Annotated in this window: 20 protein-coding genes and 1 tRNA gene; 7 read left to right on the plus strand and 14 right to left on the minus strand. The window is 45.4% G+C overall.

What is annotated here, in order from left to right; genetic code table 11:
- Positions 1 to 4 precede the first annotated feature (4 nt).
- The 4 genes from FHW36_RS00135 to FHW36_RS00150 form a co-directional block, all read right to left on the minus strand.
- The gene (locus tag FHW36_RS00135; RefSeq protein ID WP_186452256.1) at positions 5 to 940 is read right to left on the minus strand and encodes a T9SS type B sorting domain-containing protein; all 936 of its coding nucleotides are present in this window, start codon (positions 938 to 940) and stop codon (positions 5 to 7) included.
- 7 nt (positions 941 to 947) lie between these two features.
- The gene (locus FHW36_RS00140) at positions 948 to 1,862 is read right to left on the minus strand and encodes a hypothetical protein (protein ID WP_145660344.1); all 915 of its coding nucleotides are present in this window, start codon (positions 1,860 to 1,862) and stop codon (positions 948 to 950) included.
- A 3-nt stretch (positions 1,863 to 1,865) separates the two neighbouring features.
- Complete coding sequence (locus FHW36_RS00145) at positions 1,866 to 3,311, minus strand: immunoglobulin domain-containing protein (protein WP_145660347.1); 1,446 nt, start codon at positions 3,309 to 3,311, stop codon at positions 1,866 to 1,868.
- A 409-nt stretch (positions 3,312 to 3,720) separates the two neighbouring features.
- A tRNA-Glu gene (locus FHW36_RS00150) sits at positions 3,721 to 3,792 on the minus strand.
- Between the two features lie 142 nt (positions 3,793 to 3,934).
- On the opposite strand from FHW36_RS00150, the gene gap reads away from it, so the two are divergent.
- The 3 genes from gap (at position 3,935) to FHW36_RS00165 (ending at position 7,881) form a co-directional block, all read left to right on the plus strand.
- Positions 3,935 to 4,951 carry a type I glyceraldehyde-3-phosphate dehydrogenase gene (gap, locus tag FHW36_RS00155; protein ID WP_145660349.1) on the plus strand — a complete coding sequence of 339 codons (1,017 nt, stop codon included), beginning with the start codon at positions 3,935 to 3,937 and terminating at the stop codon, positions 4,949 to 4,951.
- 165 nt (positions 4,952 to 5,116) lie between these two features.
- A complete protein-coding gene (locus FHW36_RS00160) occupies positions 5,117 to 6,316 on the plus strand; it encodes a phosphoglycerate kinase (RefSeq protein ID WP_145660352.1) in 1,200 nt (399 codons plus the stop codon).
- Between the two features lie 149 nt (positions 6,317 to 6,465).
- Entirely contained in the window at positions 6,466 to 7,881 is a 1,416-nt protein-coding gene (locus tag FHW36_RS00165) for a cation:proton antiporter (RefSeq protein WP_145660355.1), read from the plus strand.
- A gap of 79 nt (positions 7,882 to 7,960) precedes the next feature.
- Here the strand turns inward: FHW36_RS00165 and FHW36_RS00170 are convergent, their stop codons facing one another.
- From FHW36_RS00170 to FHW36_RS00210, 9 genes are all read right to left on the minus strand, one after another.
- Complete coding sequence (locus tag FHW36_RS00170; RefSeq protein ID WP_145660358.1) at positions 7,961 to 9,226, minus strand: lytic transglycosylase domain-containing protein; 1,266 nt, start codon at positions 9,224 to 9,226, stop codon at positions 7,961 to 7,963.
- 10 nt (positions 9,227 to 9,236) lie between these two features.
- On the minus strand, positions 9,237 to 10,682 hold the full coding sequence (gene gatA / locus FHW36_RS00175) for an Asp-tRNA(Asn)/Glu-tRNA(Gln) amidotransferase subunit GatA (RefSeq protein WP_145660361.1): 1,446 nt from the start codon (positions 10,680 to 10,682) through the stop codon (positions 9,237 to 9,239).
- A gap of 59 nt (positions 10,683 to 10,741) precedes the next feature.
- The gene (locus FHW36_RS00180; protein ID WP_246121025.1) at positions 10,742 to 10,993 is read right to left on the minus strand and encodes a Sec-independent protein translocase subunit TatA/TatB; all 252 of its coding nucleotides are present in this window, start codon (positions 10,991 to 10,993) and stop codon (positions 10,742 to 10,744) included.
- A gap of 190 nt (positions 10,994 to 11,183) precedes the next feature.
- Complete coding sequence (gene rplS, locus FHW36_RS00185) at positions 11,184 to 11,531, minus strand: 50S ribosomal protein L19 (RefSeq protein WP_079473603.1); 348 nt, start codon at positions 11,529 to 11,531, stop codon at positions 11,184 to 11,186.
- Positions 11,532 to 11,650: 119 nt separating this feature from the next.
- Positions 11,651 to 12,322 carry a tRNA (guanosine(37)-N1)-methyltransferase TrmD gene (gene trmD / locus FHW36_RS00190; RefSeq protein ID WP_145660367.1) on the minus strand — a complete coding sequence of 224 codons (672 nt, stop codon included), beginning with the start codon at positions 12,320 to 12,322 and terminating at the stop codon, positions 11,651 to 11,653.
- Positions 12,323 to 12,335: 13 nt separating this feature from the next.
- Entirely contained in the window at positions 12,336 to 12,857 is a 522-nt protein-coding gene (gene rimM, locus FHW36_RS00195; protein ID WP_145660370.1) for a ribosome maturation factor RimM, read from the minus strand.
- Between the two features lie 129 nt (positions 12,858 to 12,986).
- Positions 12,987 to 13,448, minus strand: a complete 462-nt coding sequence (gene rpsP / locus FHW36_RS31015) for a 30S ribosomal protein S16 (protein WP_145660373.1) — start codon at positions 13,446 to 13,448, stop codon at positions 12,987 to 12,989.
- Positions 13,449 to 13,556: 108 nt separating this feature from the next.
- Entirely contained in the window at positions 13,557 to 14,882 is a 1,326-nt protein-coding gene (gene ffh, locus FHW36_RS00205; RefSeq protein WP_145660377.1) for a signal recognition particle protein, read from the minus strand.
- 239 nt (positions 14,883 to 15,121) lie between these two features.
- Positions 15,122 to 15,988, minus strand: a complete 867-nt coding sequence (locus tag FHW36_RS00210) for a sigma-70 family RNA polymerase sigma factor (protein ID WP_089758842.1) — start codon at positions 15,986 to 15,988, stop codon at positions 15,122 to 15,124.
- A 363-nt stretch (positions 15,989 to 16,351) separates the two neighbouring features.
- Between FHW36_RS00210 and FHW36_RS00215 the strand changes: the two genes are divergently transcribed.
- Positions 16,352 to 16,732, plus strand: a complete 381-nt coding sequence (locus tag FHW36_RS00215; protein WP_145660380.1) for an START-like domain-containing protein — start codon at positions 16,352 to 16,354, stop codon at positions 16,730 to 16,732.
- On the opposite strand, the gene FHW36_RS00220 is transcribed toward FHW36_RS00215, so the two are convergent.
- On the minus strand, positions 16,729 to 17,346 hold the full coding sequence (locus tag FHW36_RS00220; RefSeq protein WP_145660383.1) for a hypothetical protein: 618 nt from the start codon (positions 17,344 to 17,346) through the stop codon (positions 16,729 to 16,731). The genes FHW36_RS00215 and FHW36_RS00220 overlap by 4 nt on opposite strands.
- Positions 17,347 to 17,479: 133 nt before the next feature.
- Here FHW36_RS00220 and FHW36_RS00225 point away from each other — a divergent pair, with 133 nt between their 5' ends.
- From FHW36_RS00225 to FHW36_RS00235, 3 genes are all read left to right on the plus strand, one after another.
- Positions 17,480 to 18,919 (plus strand): LptF/LptG family permease, encoded by a 1,440-nt coding sequence (locus FHW36_RS00225; RefSeq protein ID WP_145660386.1) that lies wholly within the window; start codon positions 17,480 to 17,482, stop codon positions 18,917 to 18,919.
- A 34-nt stretch (positions 18,920 to 18,953) separates the two neighbouring features.
- Positions 18,954 to 19,628, plus strand: coding sequence for a phosphatase PAP2 family protein (locus tag FHW36_RS00230; RefSeq protein ID WP_145660389.1), 675 nt, complete (start codon positions 18,954 to 18,956; stop codon positions 19,626 to 19,628).
- An 83-nt stretch (positions 19,629 to 19,711) separates the two neighbouring features.
- Complete coding sequence (locus FHW36_RS00235) at positions 19,712 to 21,331, plus strand: ArnT family glycosyltransferase (protein WP_145660392.1); 1,620 nt, start codon at positions 19,712 to 19,714, stop codon at positions 21,329 to 21,331.
- The last annotated feature ends 18 nt before the right edge of the window (positions 21,332 to 21,349 follow it).

The following is a 21,349-nucleotide window of genomic DNA, read 5'->3' on the forward strand; positions in this document are numbered from 1 at the left end:
GTCATTAAGGTTTCAGCAATGTGATATAACCTTTAAACTCCTGCCAGCGGCCAATTCCATCTTTGACACGCAGCAGGTAGAAGTAGGTCCCTTCATTCAATCCTTTACCACTCCAGTTTTGCGTATATCCTTTTTGTTCAAACACATGATTACCCCAGCGATTCAGGATAATCAGTTCATTTTCGGGGTATTGTTCTAATCCACTGATCTCGAAAACATCATTGATCCCGTCGCCATTAGGCGTAATAGCATTGGGGATATGCAATGGCAATACCAACAGCTGATGCGTGCTCTGGTTGTTCTGCAGCGCGTTATCCTGTTCCACAGCGGCTACCGTAGCGGTGTTGGTGATTTGACCGGTTGCTATCACCTTCACTTTTATCGACAGGGACGCCGCCATACTTGCCTGTAAACTATTGATCTTCCATACCACCGTATGATCACCCGGTTGATAAGTAGCTGTTCCCAAAGTAGGCACAGACAAGAGTTCCAGGGATACCTGGGGAGGAAGTTTATCTGTCACCACAATACCGGTAGCATCTGCAGGGCCATTGTTAGCTATGGTGAGATAATAATTAAAAGTGCTGTTGAGTTTAAAGGCGCCGTTATCTGCGGTCTTGTTGATCTGCATGTCAGCATCGGGGCCACGGCCGGTTATTTCGGCAATAATTACCGGGTCCGATAAATCTGAAATACATCCACCGCCGCCATAAGCTTCCACGGTATACTTGCCCGGAGTGGCGGTGACATAGTCCTGCTGGAATGCTCCAGGTAATGCCATTCCATCGCGGTACCACTGATACCGGGGGGCATTCACGGAGGTAGCAGACAATTTCACCTGCTGTCCGGGCATAATATACCTGATGGGGACCGACTGCCCGGCGGCAGTCAGACAGTACCCACACAGGAACAATATGAAAGCAGTACCTCTCTTCAGCATACGCCTGTTACTGGATGGTAATAACTGGTTTACCTGGTTTAGGCGTAACGGTGATAACAGCATCAGCCCCACTGGACTGCGCAATAGCGGAGTATGTGGTATTGCATGATTTTACAGTGTAGGCTACTGTCACGCTGTATTTATATTTCTTTTCGGTGCCTGCTGAAGTCACCGCAGGATCTGTAACCGTATAATTGGCGGTTGTGGCAACTTGTTGCGTCTGAGCAGAGCCACCTATCTCTGTTCTGTTCCAGACATACTTGAGATCAAAATCAGAAATCTGGAATTGCTTTAAACCTGGAACACTATTTAAGTTGCCATTAAATGCAACGGTGCTCGTCAGATTAATTGCTTTAGTAGGATTCGTGGGTGCTCCATTAGCCGCGCAATAAGTAAGACTGGGGTTATTGGCCTGGTCTACAGCAGAAGTTACCGTAAGACCTGGCAGCACAAACACCGTAAATATCACCGGGTCTGCCGGACAGTTTGCGGTACCGGTAGACGCGGTCACCTGGTAAGTATGCCAGCCGGGCGTAGCGCTGGCCACTACCAGCTTTTCATTGGTAGGTGTAGCGGTCGCAGGTAAAGCTCCAGCGTTACCAGAGGCATCAATCTCCAGCCATTGCCAACTGGTATAGTTAACCGACGGGCTGGTTGGATCAGAGGTACTCGATGTCAGTGTAAAACCGGATTGATCTACACAAAATAAGGTGGTACCTGTACTGGTGGAAGTACCCTTGGTTGGGTCATCTCCCACGGAAAGGTCGGCAGGTGTTTTCACAGGAATTGTTTGTGCATTCGCAGTGAATGTAAAAAGCAATACCAGGGCTGCCAATGCCAGTTTGAACATGTTTCCACGGATAACAGGGACCAGTAAAACCGGGTAAAAAGACCGGCGCATTCCGAGAATACTAATTTTCATATGTTAAGGGTTTAATTGAATGGTTAATAAAGGGGCCCCGGGACGTGGAACCACGTTAACGGTAACGGGTATACGATTACTGGCAACACTGTTGCAGCCGCTTCTCACGGCTTCCACATAATAGGTATAGGTACCCGGACTGGTAATCACCGGCTTAAAAGAACTGCCGGTGCCAAGCAAGGTGGTATTATTAGACTGATACCAATTATAGATGGCACAGGGATCTGTATTGGAAATATTAAGCTGTAGTTTACCGGCATCTTTAATGCAGACAGGATTAGCGCTGGCACTGCCATTAATGGTGAGTCCATAAGTGGGAACAGGCATGATTGTTTTCACATCATAAATCCGCAATGACGACAGCGCGCCTACCAATCCACCCATTGAAATATCGATGCGATCAAAAGCAGCGGGGATAGCGGCCGATAAAACATACTTATTACCGGCGCCACTTAGCAGCCGTAAATTAAGCAGGGTGTTGGTATTGGTAATAGCGCTGCCGGCTGCTGTTTTCCCCAGGTAAGGCTGTATGGTGAAGCCAGTCAGCAAATTGAGATCCAGCAATCCTGCGCCAGGATCCTGCAATACGATGTAGATAGAGTCGCCCGGGCGGGTGGTGGTATTGAATAGTACGGTTTCAAATACTTGTGTCAACACGGCGGCGCCGGTGTTCAATTGTGCATAAGTGCTGAGTGTAGGATCCACATCGATGGCGTTCCATTTATTGGTAACGGATCCGGTGGCATTGGCAATGCTTAGCCCTCCTGCTCTTATGCCTGCGAGTACGTCAATAGGTTGGTTACAGGTGGCGGAAGTAGCATCCTGCAGAATATAGGCATCATACACTCCCATGCTGGCGCCAACAGATAGCACGCCGTTGAGTGTCACCGATACGCCATCATAAGCCACTGGCGTTCCGGCGGCGGTTTGAGGAGTGAAGGAAACTTCCATATCCCCGGCGCCGCTGAGCACAGCTAACAAATCACCAGCGGTATAAGCCTGACCCACCGGCTGTTCATTATGCGATGCATCATACACAAATGGTTGCACGGTAAAGGAGCTTCCCAATCCTACCAGGTTCACCGGGTAGTTGATCTTCACGTAGATGGGCGTTCCGGCCGCTACCTGGCTGTTGAAACTGAGATATTGCGTGGCAGTTACCAACCCCAGTACGCCGAGTGTGGCATTTAAAGTAGAGTTAGTAACAGGATTTCCGTCGGCTGCATTACCGGCATTGGTAACACTGGCCAAAAGTGGCGTAACTACAGGTCTTTGACCGAGGGCATATTTCCTGATTTTAGGAACGGGGCAGCTTTGGCTTGAAACAGAAGAAAATGGGAAAATGAGGGAAAAGAAACATAGTATAGTAACATAGCGTAATCCCCTCGCCGATCGGGATAATTTGGCTGTAATCTCTATATTCAACAACACACAGAAAGGGATACGCATAAGGATATTAGTCGCTGTAATAACTGGGATATTTCTGGTACGGTATGACTAATGTACCCTAATAATCTACAGGGGTAAGTCTTTCAGCGCCTAATGAACAAAATGAATAATAACAGAAGATGAATGAAAATGCACAAAAAATGTAAAACCAATAAATGTTTTACATGAAATAAATTACACATTAGTGTTTTTATCTACTTAAAAACAACCAATATAAGTTCACAAAACTGGCATGGAATTATTCTGCTCTGGGTTTGCCTTCGCAAATGGCCGTAGGATCAAGTTTTCAACTTGATCCCTTGATCCATCAGAACCATTGTAATAATTGTAATATATGAATAGGCTAAAAAGAAAAAAGGCCCCTCTTTTCAGAGGAGCCTTCAGCTCTTTGGAACTACGTACCTTCTTGTACCACGTACGGGAATCGAACCCGTGACTCCTCCGTGAAAGGGAGGCGTCTTAACCCCTTGACCAACGCGGCATGTATCGTTTTGGGATTGCAAATGTAGGACGTTATTTTATATTTCCAAAAAAAATTTTGCTAACCTAAATTTATATTGATTAATAAGGGTATTGATTGTAAATTCGCTCTCGATTTTTTCATACTCAAATCACGATGTAAAATGGGAACTACTCTCAAAATTGGTATTAATGGTTTCGGTCGTATTGGCCGTTTGGTATACCGCCAAATTTACAAAATGCCCGGCATTGATGTGGTAGCTATCAATGACCTCACCAGCCCTAACGTGCTGGCGCATTTGCTGAAATATGATTCAGCACAGGGTAGATTCGATGCAGAAGTTAAGCATTCTGAAAACGCAATCAATGTGAACGGTGAAGATGTGAAAATATATGCACAGAGAGATCCGTCTCAAATTCCTTGGAAAGAGCATGACATCGACGTAGTAATCGAATGTACCGGTTTCTTCGCCGACAGAGATAAAGCTGCTGCACACATCACTGCTGGCGCTAAACGCGTAGTAATCTCTGCTCCCGCTACTGGTGATCTGAAAACGATCGTTTTCAACGTTAACCACGAAATCCTGGATGGTAGCGAAACCGTTATCTCCTGCGCTTCCTGTACTACCAACTGCTTAGCTCCTATGGCTAAAGTATTGCAGGACAAATTCGGTATCATCACCGGTTTAATGACTACCGTACACGCTTACACCAACGACCAGAACACCCTGGATGCTCCTCATCCAAAAGGTGACCTGCGCCGTGCCCGTGCTGCTGCCGCTAACATCGTACCTAACAGTACCGGTGCCGCTAAAGCTATCGGCCTGGTATTACCTGAACTGAAAGGTAAACTGGACGGTAACGCACAACGCGTACCTACTATCACCGGTTCTTTAACTGAGCTGACCACCATCCTTGGTAAAAAAGTAACTGCTGATGAAATCAACGCAGCAATGAAAGCCGCTTCCAACGAATCTTTCGGTTATACCGAAGATGAAATTGTAAGCTCTGACATCATCGGTATCCACTTCGGTTCCTTGTTCGATGCTACTCAAACTAAAGTAATGACTGTAGGCGAACACCAAATGGTTAAAACCGTTTCCTGGTACGATAACGAAATGAGTTATGTATCTCAGCTGGTACGTACTGTAAAGTACTTCGCTGGTCTGATTACTAAATAATTATACCATGTACTCCCCGCTGTTGCGGGGAGTCTTTAAATTCCGCGGGACTACACCATAGCAGCAATTGGCCAGAGTTTTATTTTTGGTTGTATACTTGCTTTGCGCTGTTAGTACCGCGGTTTTTTAATATTACCCTGTTCTCATGATCTTAAATTGATACATATGAGCAAATTTGCTAACTATAACTTTAATGGCCGCAAAGTATTGGTACGTGTAGATTTCAACGTTCCCCTGAACGATGAGTTCCAGATTACCGATGATACCCGTATGCGCGCAGCGGTTCCCACTATCCAGAAAATCCTGAAAGATGGCGGCGCCGTAATGCTGATGTCTCACCTGGGCCGCCCGAAAGACGGTCCCACCGATAAATATTCTTTAAGGCACCTGGTATATCACCTCGTTAGCTTACTGGGCGGCGTTACTGTAAAATTTGCATCCGACTGCGTTGGCCCCGTTGCCGAAAAAGCAGCTGCAGACCTGCAAATGGGTGAAGTGCTCTTGCTGGAAAACCTGCGTTTCCACAAAGCAGAAGAAAAAGGAGATCCGCAATTTGCAGAGCAACTCTCCAAGCTCGGTAATGTATATGTAAATGATGCCTTTGGTACTGCACACCGTGCCCACGCCTCTACCGCAGTGATTGCGCAGTATTTTTCACCGGCCAACCGCATGTTCGGTCTGCTGATGGAAGCAGAAGTAAACAGCGCCACCAAAGTACTGGACAATGCCGCAGCCCCCTTTACCGCTATCCTCGGTGGCGCAAAAGTGAGCGATAAAATACTCATCATTGAAACCCTGATGGATCGTGCCAATAACCTTATCATTGGTGGTGGTATGGCTTATACTTTCCTCAAAGCCCAGGGCAAAGAAATTGGTAGCTCTCTCTGCGAAAACGATAAACTGGACCTGGCCAATCAACTGGTAGCCAAAGCAAAGGAAAAAGGCGTAAAACTCTTACTGCCAGTCGATTCTATTGCAGCTGATAAATTTGCGCCAGATGCCAATACCCAGGAAGTATCCAACGATAATATTCCTGCAGGATGGATGGGACTTGACATAGGCCCTAAATCTGTAGCCCTGTTTGGCGAAACTATCGCCAATTCCAACACCATCCTGTGGAATGGTCCCATGGGCGTATTCGAAATGCCCGCCTTCCAGGCTGGTACCAAAGGAGTAGCCGAAGCTATTGTTACAGCCACTGCTAAAGGAGCTTTCTCCCTGGTAGGCGGCGGTGATTCTGTTGCTGCGGTAAACCAGTTTGGTATTGCCGATAAGGTAAGCTACGTATCTACCGGCGGTGGTGCCCTGTTAGAATTCTTCGAAGGAAAAGTACTGCCGGGAATCGCGGCTGTAGGTCAGGAATAAAGCTTTAAAAACATTTAATATAGCACAACAGCTACCAGGGAGAATGGCGCCAGCATCATTCGCACTGGTAGCTGTTACTTTATAAGACGGACCATAAAAATACCCCAACGTTTTTTAGTATTTTACCAATAACCATTCACTCTTGTGTTATGAACAAACGCCTGCTATGGTATCCGGCCATCATCGGCTCTTTCGGGGTGCTCATCTGGATCATCCTGCAAAAAGGTCAATCGTTGCCCGTTAACCCCAACCATCTTGTTCCGGCTAAGCCGGTAGCCGTTCCCCCCGCCACAGCGGGATGGTGGCATTACCTCGATAACCTTAAACATCCGTTGGGATTATTGCTCCTGCAAATTATCCTGATTATGGTGGTAGCGCGTTTCTTCGGGATATTGGCCAACAAAATAAAACAGCCAGCAGTAGTAGGCGAAATCATTGCAGGAGTATTACTGGGCCCTTCCCTGCTCGGTTGGATCGCGCCCTCCTTCTCCGGCTTTATTTTCCCGGTGGAATCGCTGAAAAACCTGCAGTTCCTCAGTCAGATAGGCCTGGCTTTTTTTATGTTTATAGTGGGTATGGAGCTCGACATCAGTAAAATCAGGCATAAAGCCCACGATGCCGTGATGATCAGCCATGCCAGCATCATTGTGCCTTTCTTCCTGGGCGTTTGGCTGGCTTATTTTCTCTTTACCCGCTTTGCCCCAGCCAATGTGAGCTTCCTTTCTTTTGCGCTGTTTATAGGCATCGCCATGAGTATTACCGCCTTCCCGGTACTGGCGCGTATCGTACAGGAAAGAAAACTAACCCATACCCCCCTGGGAATTATGGCTATCACCTGTGCAGCTGCAGATGATGTAACCGCCTGGTGCATCCTGGCAGTGGTAGTAGCCATTGTGAATGCCAGCGGTCTGATGAGCGCATTCATCACCATTTGCCTCGCCCTGGTATTTGTAGCACTGATGCTGCTGTTGGTTCGCCCGTGGTTGAATAAAGTAACAGCCTCTCTGATGTCCAAAGGACGTGAGAAAGCGGCGGTATCCACCGTATTTTTTGTACTGCTGATCTCTGCCTGGGTGGCGGAGGTAATCGGTATCCATGCTCTGTTTGGCGCATTCCTGGCGGGTGTAATTATGCCTGCCTCCACTAATATCAAACAATTACTCACTGATAAACTGGAAGATGTAAGCGTTATGCTGCTGCTGCCCATCTTTTTTGTCTTCACCGGTTTAAGAACGCAAATCGGTTTACTGAACCAGGGGGATCTCTGGATCGTTTGCGGTATTATCATGCTGGTAGCAGTAACAGGAAAATTTGGCGGTAGTGCCATCACCGCCCGGTTAATGGGACAATCCTGGCGACAGTCGGTAGCCATCGGCGCCCTGATGAACACCCGTGGATTAATGGAATTGGTGGTGTTGAATATCGGCTTTGACCTGGGCATCCTGTCACCCGAAATCTTTGCCATGCTGGTATTGATGGCCCTGGCTACTACGTTTATGACCGGTCCGTTACTGGACCTGGTAGCCCTGAGCGAAAAACGCAAGCAAAGTTTAACTACTTTATAAATCATTCCGTCATAAAACAAAGAGAGGGAGCTGATGATCAGCTCCCTCTCTTTGTTTTATCGTATATCCTTTCGGGTAATTATTTCTTTTTCTTCTTAGCGGTGTGCTTCTTTCCGGTATGATGCTTCTTGGCTGCTGAATGATGTTTCCTGGAAGAATAAGTAGTTTTCTTGGCTACAGTTGTTTTCTCTGCCATTTTCACCGGCGGTGGGAACTTAGATTTATCTACTCCTACCGCTTTATCGTCCAGTGTCATTTGTACAGATTCTTTCAGCATCTCATCTTTCTCCGCCATGAACTGCTTCATTTTCTCTTTCGGAATGCGCAAGTCGTAAGAATTTTCTGCACTCCCCATTGCTTTGGCAAAACCCGGGTTGAAGCGATCTAATTCTGGCACAGACATATCCAGCTTCTTTGCAATAGCTTCCAGGCGATATTTACCAGTGACATTGATTTCAACAGTGTTGAAAATTTCGTCTTCCGTTAATGGTCCTTTTGCTACAGGTGTGGCCATGTTTTCACCAGCCGGCATATTTACCGTAATGGTAGGATTTACATCGTCGCTTACACCAAAGAAGTTATTGAACCTGTCGAGAATATAACCAGTAGCAATGAATTTGTATACGTGGTTACGGGATTCTGCTGGCAGGAAGTACTGCATTCCCCAGAAGTCCTTACGTCCGCTGGCATTGATGGCTCGTTGAACACCACCTGCACCGCAGTTGTAAGCAGCTACCACCAATAACCAGTCGTCGAACTGCGCATACAACTGATTCAGGAACTGAGCAGCAGCCAGGGTAGATTTATAAAAATCTTTTCTTTCATCCACTTTCTTTCCTACACTCAAACCAAAAATGCGGGCGGTACCGGCCATAAACTGCCAAGCGCCTACTGCACCTACCCTGGAACGGGCATTGGTGTTAAAGCTGGATTCAATCACTGCGAGGTATTTCATTTCTTCCGGGATACCGTTATCGCGGAATACTTTTTCAATCATATTGAAATAAGGCTGTCCCTTATCAATCATGATTTGCAGGTGCTGGCTATACCGGGTGGCATAATTACTCACATAACCTGCTACCAGGTTATTGTTAATTTGCTCGTACACCTTCGCGCTACGAATGGTGTTAGGTAAACTTTGGGCAGCCTTTCTAACGGCCACCGATGTGGGAGATGCCTGTACTGAATCCTTAGGTAAATGCACCTTATGACTCAGTCTTACAACTGAAGTATCTGGCGCTCCTATTGGATACACCATCTCTTTAGGATTGCTATTGCTTCCCTTCACTTCCAACCCCACTAAACTTGTTGCTGGCAACAGCAGTAGTAAAAAGATTTTTCTCATACAATTTATTTTAAACAACAGTAACCTGTTCTTTAGCCATGATTCGATTGGCTATATGCAACAAGTTTGCTTCGCTAAACTTCTTTGTGATGATCTGTACACCATATGGCATTCCATTCGAATGCCGGCTCAAAGGAACGGATATTGCCGGAACCCCTGCCAGATTTGCCAGTACCGTATAAATATCGGCCAGGTACATGGCGATGGGGTCATCTGTTTTCTCCCCTAATTTAAATGCCGTAGACGGCACTGTTGGCATTAAAATGGCGTCGTACTCTTCTAATATTTCGTTGAGTTTTTCTGTAACAAGACGCCTAACCTGTTGTGCCTTAGTATAATATGCGTCGTAATATCCCGCGCTCAGCACAAAAGTCCCCAGTAATATACGACGTTTTACCTCTTTTCCAAACCCCTCTGATCTACTTTTTTTGTAAAATTCGATGAGATCCAGATGCTGCTCTGCTGTTCTATGCCCATATTTTACCCCATCGTAACGGGACAAATTAGACGATGCTTCAGCAGTAGTAAGTACGTAATAGGCCGGAACCACATAGTCAAGATATTCGAAACTTCTTCCTGATACTGTATGACCTAATAATTGCAAACTTTCAAAGAAATCAATATAGCCGTCCTTCATTTCTGCGTCCAGTCCATCATGGTACTGGGCATCCCTTAAATACGCAAATTTGAACGTTTTATTGTCCTCCAGACCGGCTTTATAATCAGGTACTGCTTGTTGAGAAGCGGTACTATCAAACTCATCCGGTCCTGCGATTACCTGTAAAACAGCGGCCACATCAGCAATATCTTTGCCAAAAATACCGATCTGATCGAATGAAGAAGCGTAAGCAATAAGTCCATACCGGGAAATGCGGCCATAAGTAGGTTTTAATCCTACAATACCGCAAAAATCAGCTGGTTGGCGAACAGATCCTCCCGTATCGCTTCCCAGGCTCACCTGGCATAAATCTGCCTGTACGGCTACTGCCGACCCGCCGGAAGATCCTCCCGGAACACGGGAATTATCCAGGGCATTGAGGGTAGGCCCAAAAGCAGAATTTTCATTGGTAGATCCCATAGCGAATTCATCGCAGTTGAGATTACCAATGATAATGGCATCTTCCGCCAGCAACCGCTCTACAGCCGTGGCAGAAAACAAAGAAGTAAACCCTTCCAATATATGGGAAGCGGCGCTTACATTATGGCCTTTATAGCAGATAACATCCTTAATACCTATCACCACTCCTGCCAATGCACCCAGCTTTTCTCCGTTTTTTAAACGGGTATCCAGCATTTGTGCCTTTGTCAGGGCTTCCTCCTCATACACTTCCAGGAAGGCATTTAAATGTTTTAGCTGTGCAATACGGTTCAGGTAATAACGAACCTGCTCCATACAGCTTGTGTTGCCGGCGTATAATGCTTTATGAAAAGTAGTTATACAGCTGAATTCAGACAAGGCTAAACCAGTTAAAATTGAAACTAATCAGTAAAACCCCGCAGGGTGTTGGCAATCAATTACGCGTTGTGATGCGGATCTACAGCTTCCTTGGTAGGAACATCAGTAGTAGCCGGTGCAGAAGGCTGAACAGGCTTTTCTCTCATACCTTCTTCTATCTCCTGGCGCACATTGTTTTTGGCGTCATTAAATTCGCGGATACCTTTACCCAGGCCACGCATTAATTCAGGGATTTTCTTGCCTCCAAAAAGCAGCAATACTACCACTGCAATTAAAAGCAGCTCGGACATACCAATATCCTGAAGAATCAAAAATGATGATTTAACAAAAACAGCTGTCATCGTCTCAAAAATTTATATTGTTCAGTCAACAAAGATAGCGCATAAAATCGGCTTTTTCACCCCTCCAGGCGGTCCTGGCAGAGTTTTAATACCTTTTTAAGCACACGAAAAAAGCGGCACCGGAACGGTCCCGCTTTTAACAAATTTCCCTGTATTTATACTAAACCCTTTTTTCTTTGATACGGGCTTTCTTACCAGCTCTTTCGCGCAGGTAGTAAAGCTTAGCTCTTCTTACCTTACCCACCTTGTTCAACACGATACCATCGATATGAGGAGAGTAAAGCGGAAACAGTCTTTCCACACCAATGCCATCAGAAATTTTTCTAACAGTGAAAGACATAGTTGATCCTGTACCCTGGATCTTCAATACATCACCTTTAAAGGACTGAATCCTTTCTTTATTACCTTCCACGATTTTATAATTGACAGTGACGTTGTCGCCTGCTTTAAACTTCGGGTACTGTTTGTTAGCTGTCAGTTGTTCGTGAACAAACGAAATTGCGTTCATCTTTCAAATATTTATGGGAGTGCAAAAGTAAGTCAAGAAATAGCATTTACCAAATTAAAAACCAAGAAATTATGCATCTCAGATGGCAAAGCGATCTATATGACCTATAAATCATTATGTTATAACAGGTCGGGCCTGCGTTGTTTTGTTCTTTCCACTGATTCCTGGTGTCGCCATTCTTCGATTTTTTTGTGATCACCGCTCATGAGTACCTCCGGCACCTTCCATCCACGGAACTCCTCGGGACGGGTATATACCGGCGGCGCCAGCAGGTTATCCTGGAAAGAGTCGGTCAGCGCGCTGGTTTCATTGTTGAGCACGCCCGGCAGCAAACGCCCGATGGCATCTACCAACACAGCCGCTCCCAGCTCTCCCCCACTCAATACGTAATCGCCGATTGAGATTTCTTTGGTGATAAAATGATCCCGGATACGCTGATCTATGCCTTTATAGTGCCCGCAGAGCATCAGCAGGTTGCCTTTGAGCGACAGCTGGTTGGCCATCTTCTGGTTCAATGTTTCCCCGTCGGGCGTCAGGTAAATGATTTCATCGTACTGTACCTTAGCCTGCAGCGATTCAATAGCATTGACAATAGGCTCCAGCATCATGACCATACCGGCGCCACCGCCAAACTGGTAGTCGTCTACCTGGCTATGTTTGAGGGTGGAGTATTGCCTGAGCGGATGTACATGTACTTCCAGCAGGCCTTTGGCCTGTGCCCGCTTCATAATGGAATGAGACAGCGGGCTTTCCAGTAATTCCGGTAGTACGGTGATTATATCTATTCGCATGCTTTCAGCGTATTTAACTGGTATACAGCTCAATCAGGCCCTCAGGCAGATTCAGATATACCTTTTGATTTTTCTTATCCACTTTTACCAGCGACTGTTCATTTACCGGCAACAGGGCTTCTTTTCCCTTTATAAACACTTTCACCAGTATCTGCATAGGCATTTCAATCACTTCCTCAATAATACCCAGGAGGCCGTATTGCTCGTCTTCTGCCTGGTACCCCAGTAATGCCAGAGGGGCAGAAGAGGCTGTTTGTTGCTTGAAATCTTCCTCTTGCAGGTATACCTGTGCCGGCATGAGCTTTTGCGCCGCTTCCTTCGTATCTATGCCTTCCAGCTTGATATACACACTTTCGCTGTCTTTTACCGATACCTGCTGGATAAAATAGGGAATGAAGCTGTTTTTCCGCTCTTCCAGGAAAATAACAGTAACACCCTTCAGGGCTGATCTTTTGCCCAGGCTATGCCTTAAAACCAGGTCGCCCTGTAAGCCATGCGCTGAAGCCAACTTACCTATACTAAAATAGTTACTCATATTTTCCGCTGTTAGCCTTTGTATTACTGCCTTTCCGGCGTGGAAACTGGCTGGTAACAAAAATTAAAAAAGGAAATATTTGCGGTTGCAAATATTTCCTTTTTCAGGTATTGTTAAAACGTTGCCGTTTTATGCTTCTGTACCTTCTCCTTCTGCCGGAGCTTCAGTAGCTGGAGCCGGAGTGTCTTCTACCTTTCTTACGATTGGAGCTGCCATTCTAGCTTTTTTGTGACCGTCGCGACGGGCAGAAACTTTTTGTTCGTGTTCAGCCTGCCATTGTGCAAACTTTTGGTAAGCAGTAGGCTCGTCGAACAGGTTCAATGTAACACCTCTTAACAGATGTTTCAAATACAATACACCTTTGAAAGACAAGATTCTTCTAACAGTGTCAGTAGGTTGTGCACCTTTCTGCAACCAACGCAATGCCTTTTCGGTATCGATGTTGATAGAAGCTGGAACTGTTAAAGGATTGTAAGTACCGATTTTTTGGATGAATTTACCATCTCTTGGTGCGCGCGCATCGGCAACTACGATAAAATAGAAGGGTCTCTTCTTCGCGCCATGTCTCTGCAGTCTGATTTTTACTGGCATAAATAAGTCGAGTTATTTTTTGCGAGTTAGGAAATATTGTTTAATTAGGGATGCAAATGTAATCAGTTAGTTGATATTTGCAAAAAAAATTTATGTCATTCTGATCTTCTAGCGCATCATTCCCTTCAAACCCTTGCCGCCACCGCCAAATTTATTCATCATTTTCATCATCTGCCGCATCTGCTCAAACTGCTTCATGAACTGATTGACATCCTGGATGTCTTTTCCGGCTCCTTTAGCAATACGCTTGCGACGGCTTCCATCGATCATATCCGGATCAGCACGCTCTGCCTTGGTCATAGAGTTGATCATGGCTTCAATGCCTTTAAAAGCATCATCGCTGATATCCAGGTCCTTCACGGCTTTACCTACGCCAGGAATCATGCCCATCAAGTCTTTCAGGTTACCCATTTTCTTGATCTGCTGTAACTGCTCCTTGAAATCGTCGAAGTCGAACTGGTTCTGGCGGATTTTCTTTTCCAGCTTTTTAGCCTGTTCTTCGTTGAACTGTGCCTGGGCGCGCTCTACGAGGGTGGTAATATCACCCATACCGAGGATACGCTGTGCCATACGTTCAGGGTAGAAAACATCAAGGGTATCGAGTTTTTCACCCATACTCACAAACTTGATAGGCTTTTCTACCGTGTACTTGATCGTAAGGGCCGCACCACCGCGGGTATCACCATCGAGCTTGGTCAGTACCACCCCGGTAAAGTCGAGGCGATCGTTGAAGGCTTTGGCGGTATTTACAGCATCCTGACCGGTCATGGAATCCACGACAAACAGGATTTCGTTTGGCTTCACAGCGGCTTTTACAGCGGCTACCTCGCTCATCATCTGTTCATCTACCGCCAAACGGCCGGCGGTATCTATGATGATAATGTTAAAGTTGTTGGCTTTTGCATGCTTGATGGCGTTTTCAGCAATCTGCACCGCATTTTTATTTTCCGGTTCGCTATATACCTCTACCCCGATCTGTTCTCCCAGTACTTTCAGCTGATCAATCGCCGCAGGGCGGTAAATATCGGCTGCTACCAGCAAGGGCTTTTTATTTTTCTTGGTTTTGAGATAACTGGCCAGTTTCCCGGAGAAGGTAGTCTTACCGGAACCCTGTAAACCCGCTATCAGTACGATGGAAGGATTGCTTTTGATATCAAAGTCGGCTTCGGTACCGCCCATCAGGGTTACCAGTTCGTCCTTCACAATCTTTACCATCAATTGTCCGGGAGAAATGGAAGTTAATACCTTCTCTCCCAAAGCGGTATCCTTTACTTTATCAGTAAATTCCTTGGCAATTTTATAGTTCACATCCGCATCCACCAATGCACGACGGATCTCTTTAACGGTAGAAGCGATATTTATTTCGGAAATCCGGCCTTCTCCTTTAAGCTGTTTAAACGCGGAATCGAGTCTCTCTGATAATGATTCAAACATTGTTGGTATTTTAAACGGATTGCAAAAGTATATTTTTTTTGGGATAAGCGCTGGGATTTCACGCAAAGGAATAAAGGAGCAGGGCCACCAGGAGGGTCAGGCAAAATTTTCTTTGTCTCTCTGTTGCTTTGCGTACAAATAAAACAGCGAAGACAATGACAGACTACCGTCATCATCTTCGCTGGCTAAAATCTTATACAATCAACTAAATAGCGTCTTTTTCGTGGCAGAAGAGCTGCCTATCCCAGGTAGTTGCGGAGCAACTTGCTTCTGGACGTGGTTCTTAACTTGGTAATAGCTTTATCCTTAATCTGGCGAACACGTTCGCGGGTCAGTCCAAACTTTTCGCCAATATCTTCGAGTGACATGGGATGTTCTACGGCGATACCGAAGTACAGCATGATCACGTCTTTTTGACGATCGGTTAACGTGGAGAGGGAACGCTCAATTTCGCGGCGGAGAGAATCGTGGTGGTCCAGTTCCTCATCTGCGCTTACTGCGTTCGGATTTTCCAGTACATCCAGCAGGGAATTGTCTTCCCCATCGATAAATGGTGCATCCATGGATACGTGACGGGCAGCTACTCCGAGGGTAGCTTCTACTTCATCCGTATTAATTTCCAGGATGGTGGCCAGTTCATCAGGAGATGGTTCTCTTTCATATTCTTGTTCCAGCTGGGAATACGCTTTGCTGATCTTATTGCTCAGGCCCACTTTGTTGAGTGGCAGGCGAACAATCCTGGATTGCTCTGCCAGCGCCTGGAGAATAGACTGACGAATCCACCATACGGCGTAGGAAATGAATTTAAAACCGCGCGTTTCATCAAAACGTTGAGCAGCTTTAATTAACCCGAGGTTCCCCTCGTTGATCAGGTCACTGAGCGACAGGCCCTGGTTCTGGTACTGTTTCGCAACGGATACCACAAAGCGAAGGTTGGCTTTAGTAAGCTTCTCCAATGCTCTCTGATCGCCCTGCTTGATCCGGATAGCCAGGTTTACCTCTTCTTCCGGCGTAATTAAATCCACTTTCCCAATCTCCTGCAGGTACTTCTCCAGGGACTGAGATTCCCTGTTGGTAATGGATTTAGTGATTTTAAGTTGGCGCATTGACATAAAGTCGGAACAGTTACAGGTTAATAAAAAGTTAAGATTTGATGAATGCCTGACAAAAATAACTTTTTTTAGAAAGCCACCAAAAAAAATCTCATGTTCTTAAATCATTTCCAAATAAAATCGATTGATCATTAAGTGCTTGCAATTGTCGCGGAAATTCGCCACTATAAAGGCGAAAGCATAAAGTCAATTATATACGGAATTTTAATATTTATAAAAATAGATATATGTATACTTTTATTAAGGTGTGTAAAGTTTTTGTGTACACTATAAAAAAAAACCGTAAATTATTTTGACAGAGTAAAATATTTTCTATAATTGCAACTGGATGATATTGATTTACTAATTATTTGAGAGATGTCCAAGAAAGTGCTTTATGAACTAGAATTTCCGGTTAGATGCTCCCCCGGTATCCTGTATGAATTCTTATCTACACCCGCTGGCTTACAGGAGTGGTTCGCAGATAGGGTTGACTTCAGGGATAATGTCTTTTCCTTTTCATGGAATGGCACCGCGGAAGAAGCCGAAGTAATCGAACAGGAAGAAGATGAGTTTATCCGGCTGCATTGGACGCATGCTCCCAAAGATGAATATTTTGAGTTCCGTATACAAATTTCTGAAGTAACGAATGAAACTATCCTGGTAGTAAAAGATTTCGCAGAGAAGAAAGAGGTGAAGGACCAAAGTCAGTTATGGGAATACCAGGTGAAAGATCTCTTCCACCGCATCGGCAGCTAAGCTCCCCTCTTCCCGTTGAGAATATTGAGTAGTGTAGCGTATGCCTCTACCACCTCAGTTATTATTTCGCCCCAATGATCGATCACGAAAGGTTTAGCCAACTTAATGAAATGATTGCGGCTAACCAGCGTCTTCCACTCATCTAAACTATAAGTATCTATGAAACGGTAATTTCCATTTTCGAAATCGTGCTCCCAGGGATCCTCCGGCAGGTATACCTGGAAACCAGCTTGTGCCAGCGCTGCATATCCTTCTTCCAGTACGGTATGGAAACGTGCTTTTACTTTGCCCCCCAGGTGCAGGGTAGCACTAAAGTAATGTCCCCACCAGAACATGGTCCGGAAGGCAAATATCTCTTCTTTATTGAAATACCTTGGATAATCCAGCATCACCCAGGGCAGACCTTTATATTGCTCCCCTTTCGATATCTTCCCTCCCTGCAACAACCACTCAGGTGCAAACGGAAAATCCGTTTCCCGGTCACACGCTGCCAACGCTTCCTGAACACGCCCCATTAATCCCATCACCTTCTCTATTGCACTGTTTTTCAGGCGAATAAAATGCGTACTGCTAACAATAGCCGCTTCTTCGGGCGTTAAATCTGAATTTTCCATATAATTTTAACGGTATTTTCAGGTCCTCCTGACCACTCCTTTAGGAAATCGTGCTAACTTTACTGTTTAGTTGCATCCTGGTCTACAATCGTACAAATATCAGGATTCCATTTTTTTTAATATTGCATTATCAGTGAAAAAACTCGACAAACTCATTATAAGAACTTTTCTGGGTCCTTTTATTGCCACTTTTTTCGTCACCCTATTCGTACTGGTAATGCAGTTCCTGTGGAAGTATGTAGACGATCTGGTTGGTAAAGGCCTGGATACCATGGTGATTGTACAACTGATTGCCTACACCAGTGCTACGTTGGTTACCCTGGCCCTTCCATTGGCGGTACTGCTGTCTTCTATCATGACCTTCGGAAATCTGGGGGAAAGCTTTGAGTTGGTGGCCCTGAAGTCGTCTGGTATTTCACTGTTGCGTTTTATCCGCCCCCTGCTTCTAGTGTGCAGCATTATCGCGGTTCTGGCGTTTTTATTCGCCAATTATGTGATCCCGGTGGCTAACCTTCAGGCCAAGTCCTTACTATACGATATCACTTACGCTAAACCGGCATTTAATATAAAATCGGGCGTTTTCTTTAAAGATATCCCGGATTATACGATCAAGGTAGCCCAGAAAGATAAAGATAACCAGACCATCCACCAGGTGATGATCATCGATCACCAGAACAATAATGCCATGATCCTGGCTGATAAGGGCCAGATGGTACTTACCGCCAATAAACGCTTCCTCTATTTTATCCTGGAAAATGGCTGGCGATATGAAGAGAGGGGCAACCGGGGTTATACTGTTCCCGGCGACATGATCCGGCAAGGTTTTAAAAGATATACCAAGGCATTTGATCTCAGTTCTTTTGCCTTCAACCGCCTAAACATGGACCTTTTTGCCTCCAACCAGCAAATGCTGAACGTGCGGCAGCTGGATATGGCAATAGATTCTATGCAGAAAGCAGAGAAACAATTCAGTAAAACCGTAAATTCGTATGTAACCGTACGTTACCCTTTCTTCAAATGGAAAGACAGTGCCTGGGCAGCCAGTGCCCCCCCTTTGAAAGAAAAAGAGTTTGTAGCCATCGTACCCCAAAAAAGTATGCGCAATGTGCTGGAACGAGCTGAACAAACCGTACGGGAAACGCAGAGCTCACTGGATCAGCCTACCCTGGAATATGAAGACAAGCATAACCTGATACTCATGCACAAGGTAGAGTGGCAACGTAAGTTTACCCTGGCCGCCGCCTGTGTGGTGATGTTCCTGATCGGCGCCCCGCTGGGCTCTATCATCCGGAAAGGAGGACTAGGTACCCCACTGGTGTTTGCTGTGATCTTTTTCGTGATCTTCAACGTGTTCTTCATGATCGGGGAAAAAATGGCCAGAAGTGGCGTAATGTATACCTGGTCGGGGATGTGGCTATCTAACATTGTACTCCTGCCTATTGCAGGTTTTCTAATTGTTAAGGCCATGAATGATTCACAGCTTTTTAATAAAGAATACTATTTTCGCGTTATTCAGAAAGTGAAAAAATTTCTGGAGAAATTTAAAAAGAAGAAAGTTCTTAAAGCGATTTAATAACGACAACCTACAAGTTTAAAAACCTACAGAATTGAAAACGCTGATTACACTGTTCAGGAAGAATATATATTTCTTTCTGCCCTTCCTACTATGGTTGATTGTAGGAGGTGTGATGCTGGCAACTTATAGCCAGCGGGAATTGTTCCTGGGTATTAATGGAGAGCACTCCGAGTGGGCCGACGTGCTGGTAACCGGTCTTACTTACCTGGGCGATGGTATTATGTTTGGAATTGTATTATTCCTGATGCTGGTAACCCAACGCTTCAGGCTATTTTTTATTGGATTGGCCGTCCTGCTGCTGGTAACCCTGATTGTACAGGTAGCCAAACATTATTTTAATGCACCAAGACCTATCAGCTACTTTGGTGACGAAACCGCCACCCTGGTACATACGGTAAGATGGGTAAGTGTACACAGCAGTTGCAGCTTTCCTTCTGGCCACTCTGCTGCCGCGTTTGGTATGTTTAGCTTTCTTGCCCTGATCTGGAACAATAAAAAGACCGGATTACTGTTCTTTATAATGGGGATTTGTGCTGCTTATTCCCGCATTTACCTGGCACAGCACTTTTTTGCCGACGTTTATGCAGGCAGCATAGTAGGTACGTTAAGTACGGTGATTGTATACGGGTTCTTTAAATTCAGACACACCACCTCCTCCCCGGAAGTTTGCGCGGAAGCGCTATTACAGGCGAATACAACTACTTAAACAATATTTAAATATTAACTGTCTAAAGGATTACGCATACCCCCCGGGGGTATGTGTAGTCCAGCTTTTTTTTAAAATCTGTCATGAAATACCTGCTGATTGCTATAGTGGCTGCCTTATTATTCATTCCCTTTCTGGGTGCTGTACATTTGTTTGACTGGGACGAAATCAACTTTGCGGAGGCAGCCCGGGAAATGATTGTCAGCCATCACTTCAGCCAGGTACAAATCGACTTCCGCCCCTTTTGGGAAAAACCACCATTATTTATATGGATGCAGGCCGGCAGCATGATGCTGTTTGGCGTAAACGACTTCGCAGCACGCTTTCCCAATGCCATTATAGGTATTGCCACATTGGTAACCCTGTTTGCGATTGGTAAAAAGCTCGCAGACGACCGGCTGGGCTTCTGGTGGGCACTGGTGTATGCCGGATCCTGGCTCCCCCACTTCTACTTCAAGTCAGGCATCATCGATCCTACTTTCAACTTTTTTATTTTCCTGGCTATTTACTTTGCCTACAGGATAGGCTATTACCACAAGCCCGCCCGTATGGCTATCTTCAGCGGGCTTTTCCTGGGCCTGGCAGTGCTTACAAAAGGCCCTGTAGCCATATTGGTAGCTTTATTAACCCTGTTGGTGTACTGGATCTGGAACAAAGGAAAAATCAGTATCCGGTTTACTCACCTGAGTTTAATTGCCTTGTTTGCCAGCATCACCACCCTGCTGTGGTTTGGGTACGAAATTATTGCACATGGGTGGTGGTTTGTGAACGAGTTCGTTGCCTACCAGATTCGGTTACTGACTACAGAGGATGCCGGACACGGAGGCCCTTTCTTTTATCATTGGATTGTGCTGCTGATTGGGTGTTTCCCGGCGAGTACCTTCCTGTTTACCTATCTCCGGAAAAGAAAAAAAACAATATATACTACCTCTGCTGCCACTGAAATAAAGGATTTCAAAGTATGGATGTGGGTAATGTTCTGGGTAGCGCTGATCCTGTTTTCTATTGTTAAAACAAAGATTGTCCATTATTCTTCCCTGTGTTACTTCCCGCTGTCGTTCCTGGCTGCCTGGCAGGTATACAAACTTGCTGAAGGCAAACTGCAGCTACGCGGCTGGAATATAGTGCTGCTGTTGTTTGTAGGAATTGTACTGGGATTGGCTATTGCCATATTACCACTAGTGGGCATTTACAAAGATCTGTTGATACCTTATGTAGATAAATTTGCGGCCGGAAACCTCCGGGCGGCAGTTTCCTGGTCGCCCGCAGAAATGGCATATGGCATCAGTTATATTATCCTGGTGGTCATCAGCGGGATTTTGCTGATGCGCCGTAAGGTAACCAATGGCTTACTCTGTCTTTTTATCAGCTCTATTGTCGTTATCCAGTTATCGGTATTGCACTTTGTTCCCAAAATAGAGGCCTATTCCCAGCGGGCGGCGATTGATTATTTTATTTCCTTACAGGGCAAAGATGTATATGTAAAAGCGTTGGGGTATCACAGTTATGCCCAGCATTATTATACCCGGGAGCAACCGCATAGCAATAAAAACTATTACAACGAAAATTGGCTATTGAATGGACAGATCGATAAGCCGGCTTATTTTATTTGTCGCGTTACAGACAGTGAGCCTTACCGGCATCATCCCAACCTGGAGGTAATTGGGGAGAAAAATGGGTTTGTGTTCCTGAAGCGTAAATAATAACAGCTATTTTAATAC

It is taken from the genome of Chitinophaga polysaccharea, from assembly GCF_007829335.1.
Taxonomy (GTDB): domain Bacteria; phylum Bacteroidota; class Bacteroidia; order Chitinophagales; family Chitinophagaceae; genus Chitinophaga; species Chitinophaga polysaccharea_B.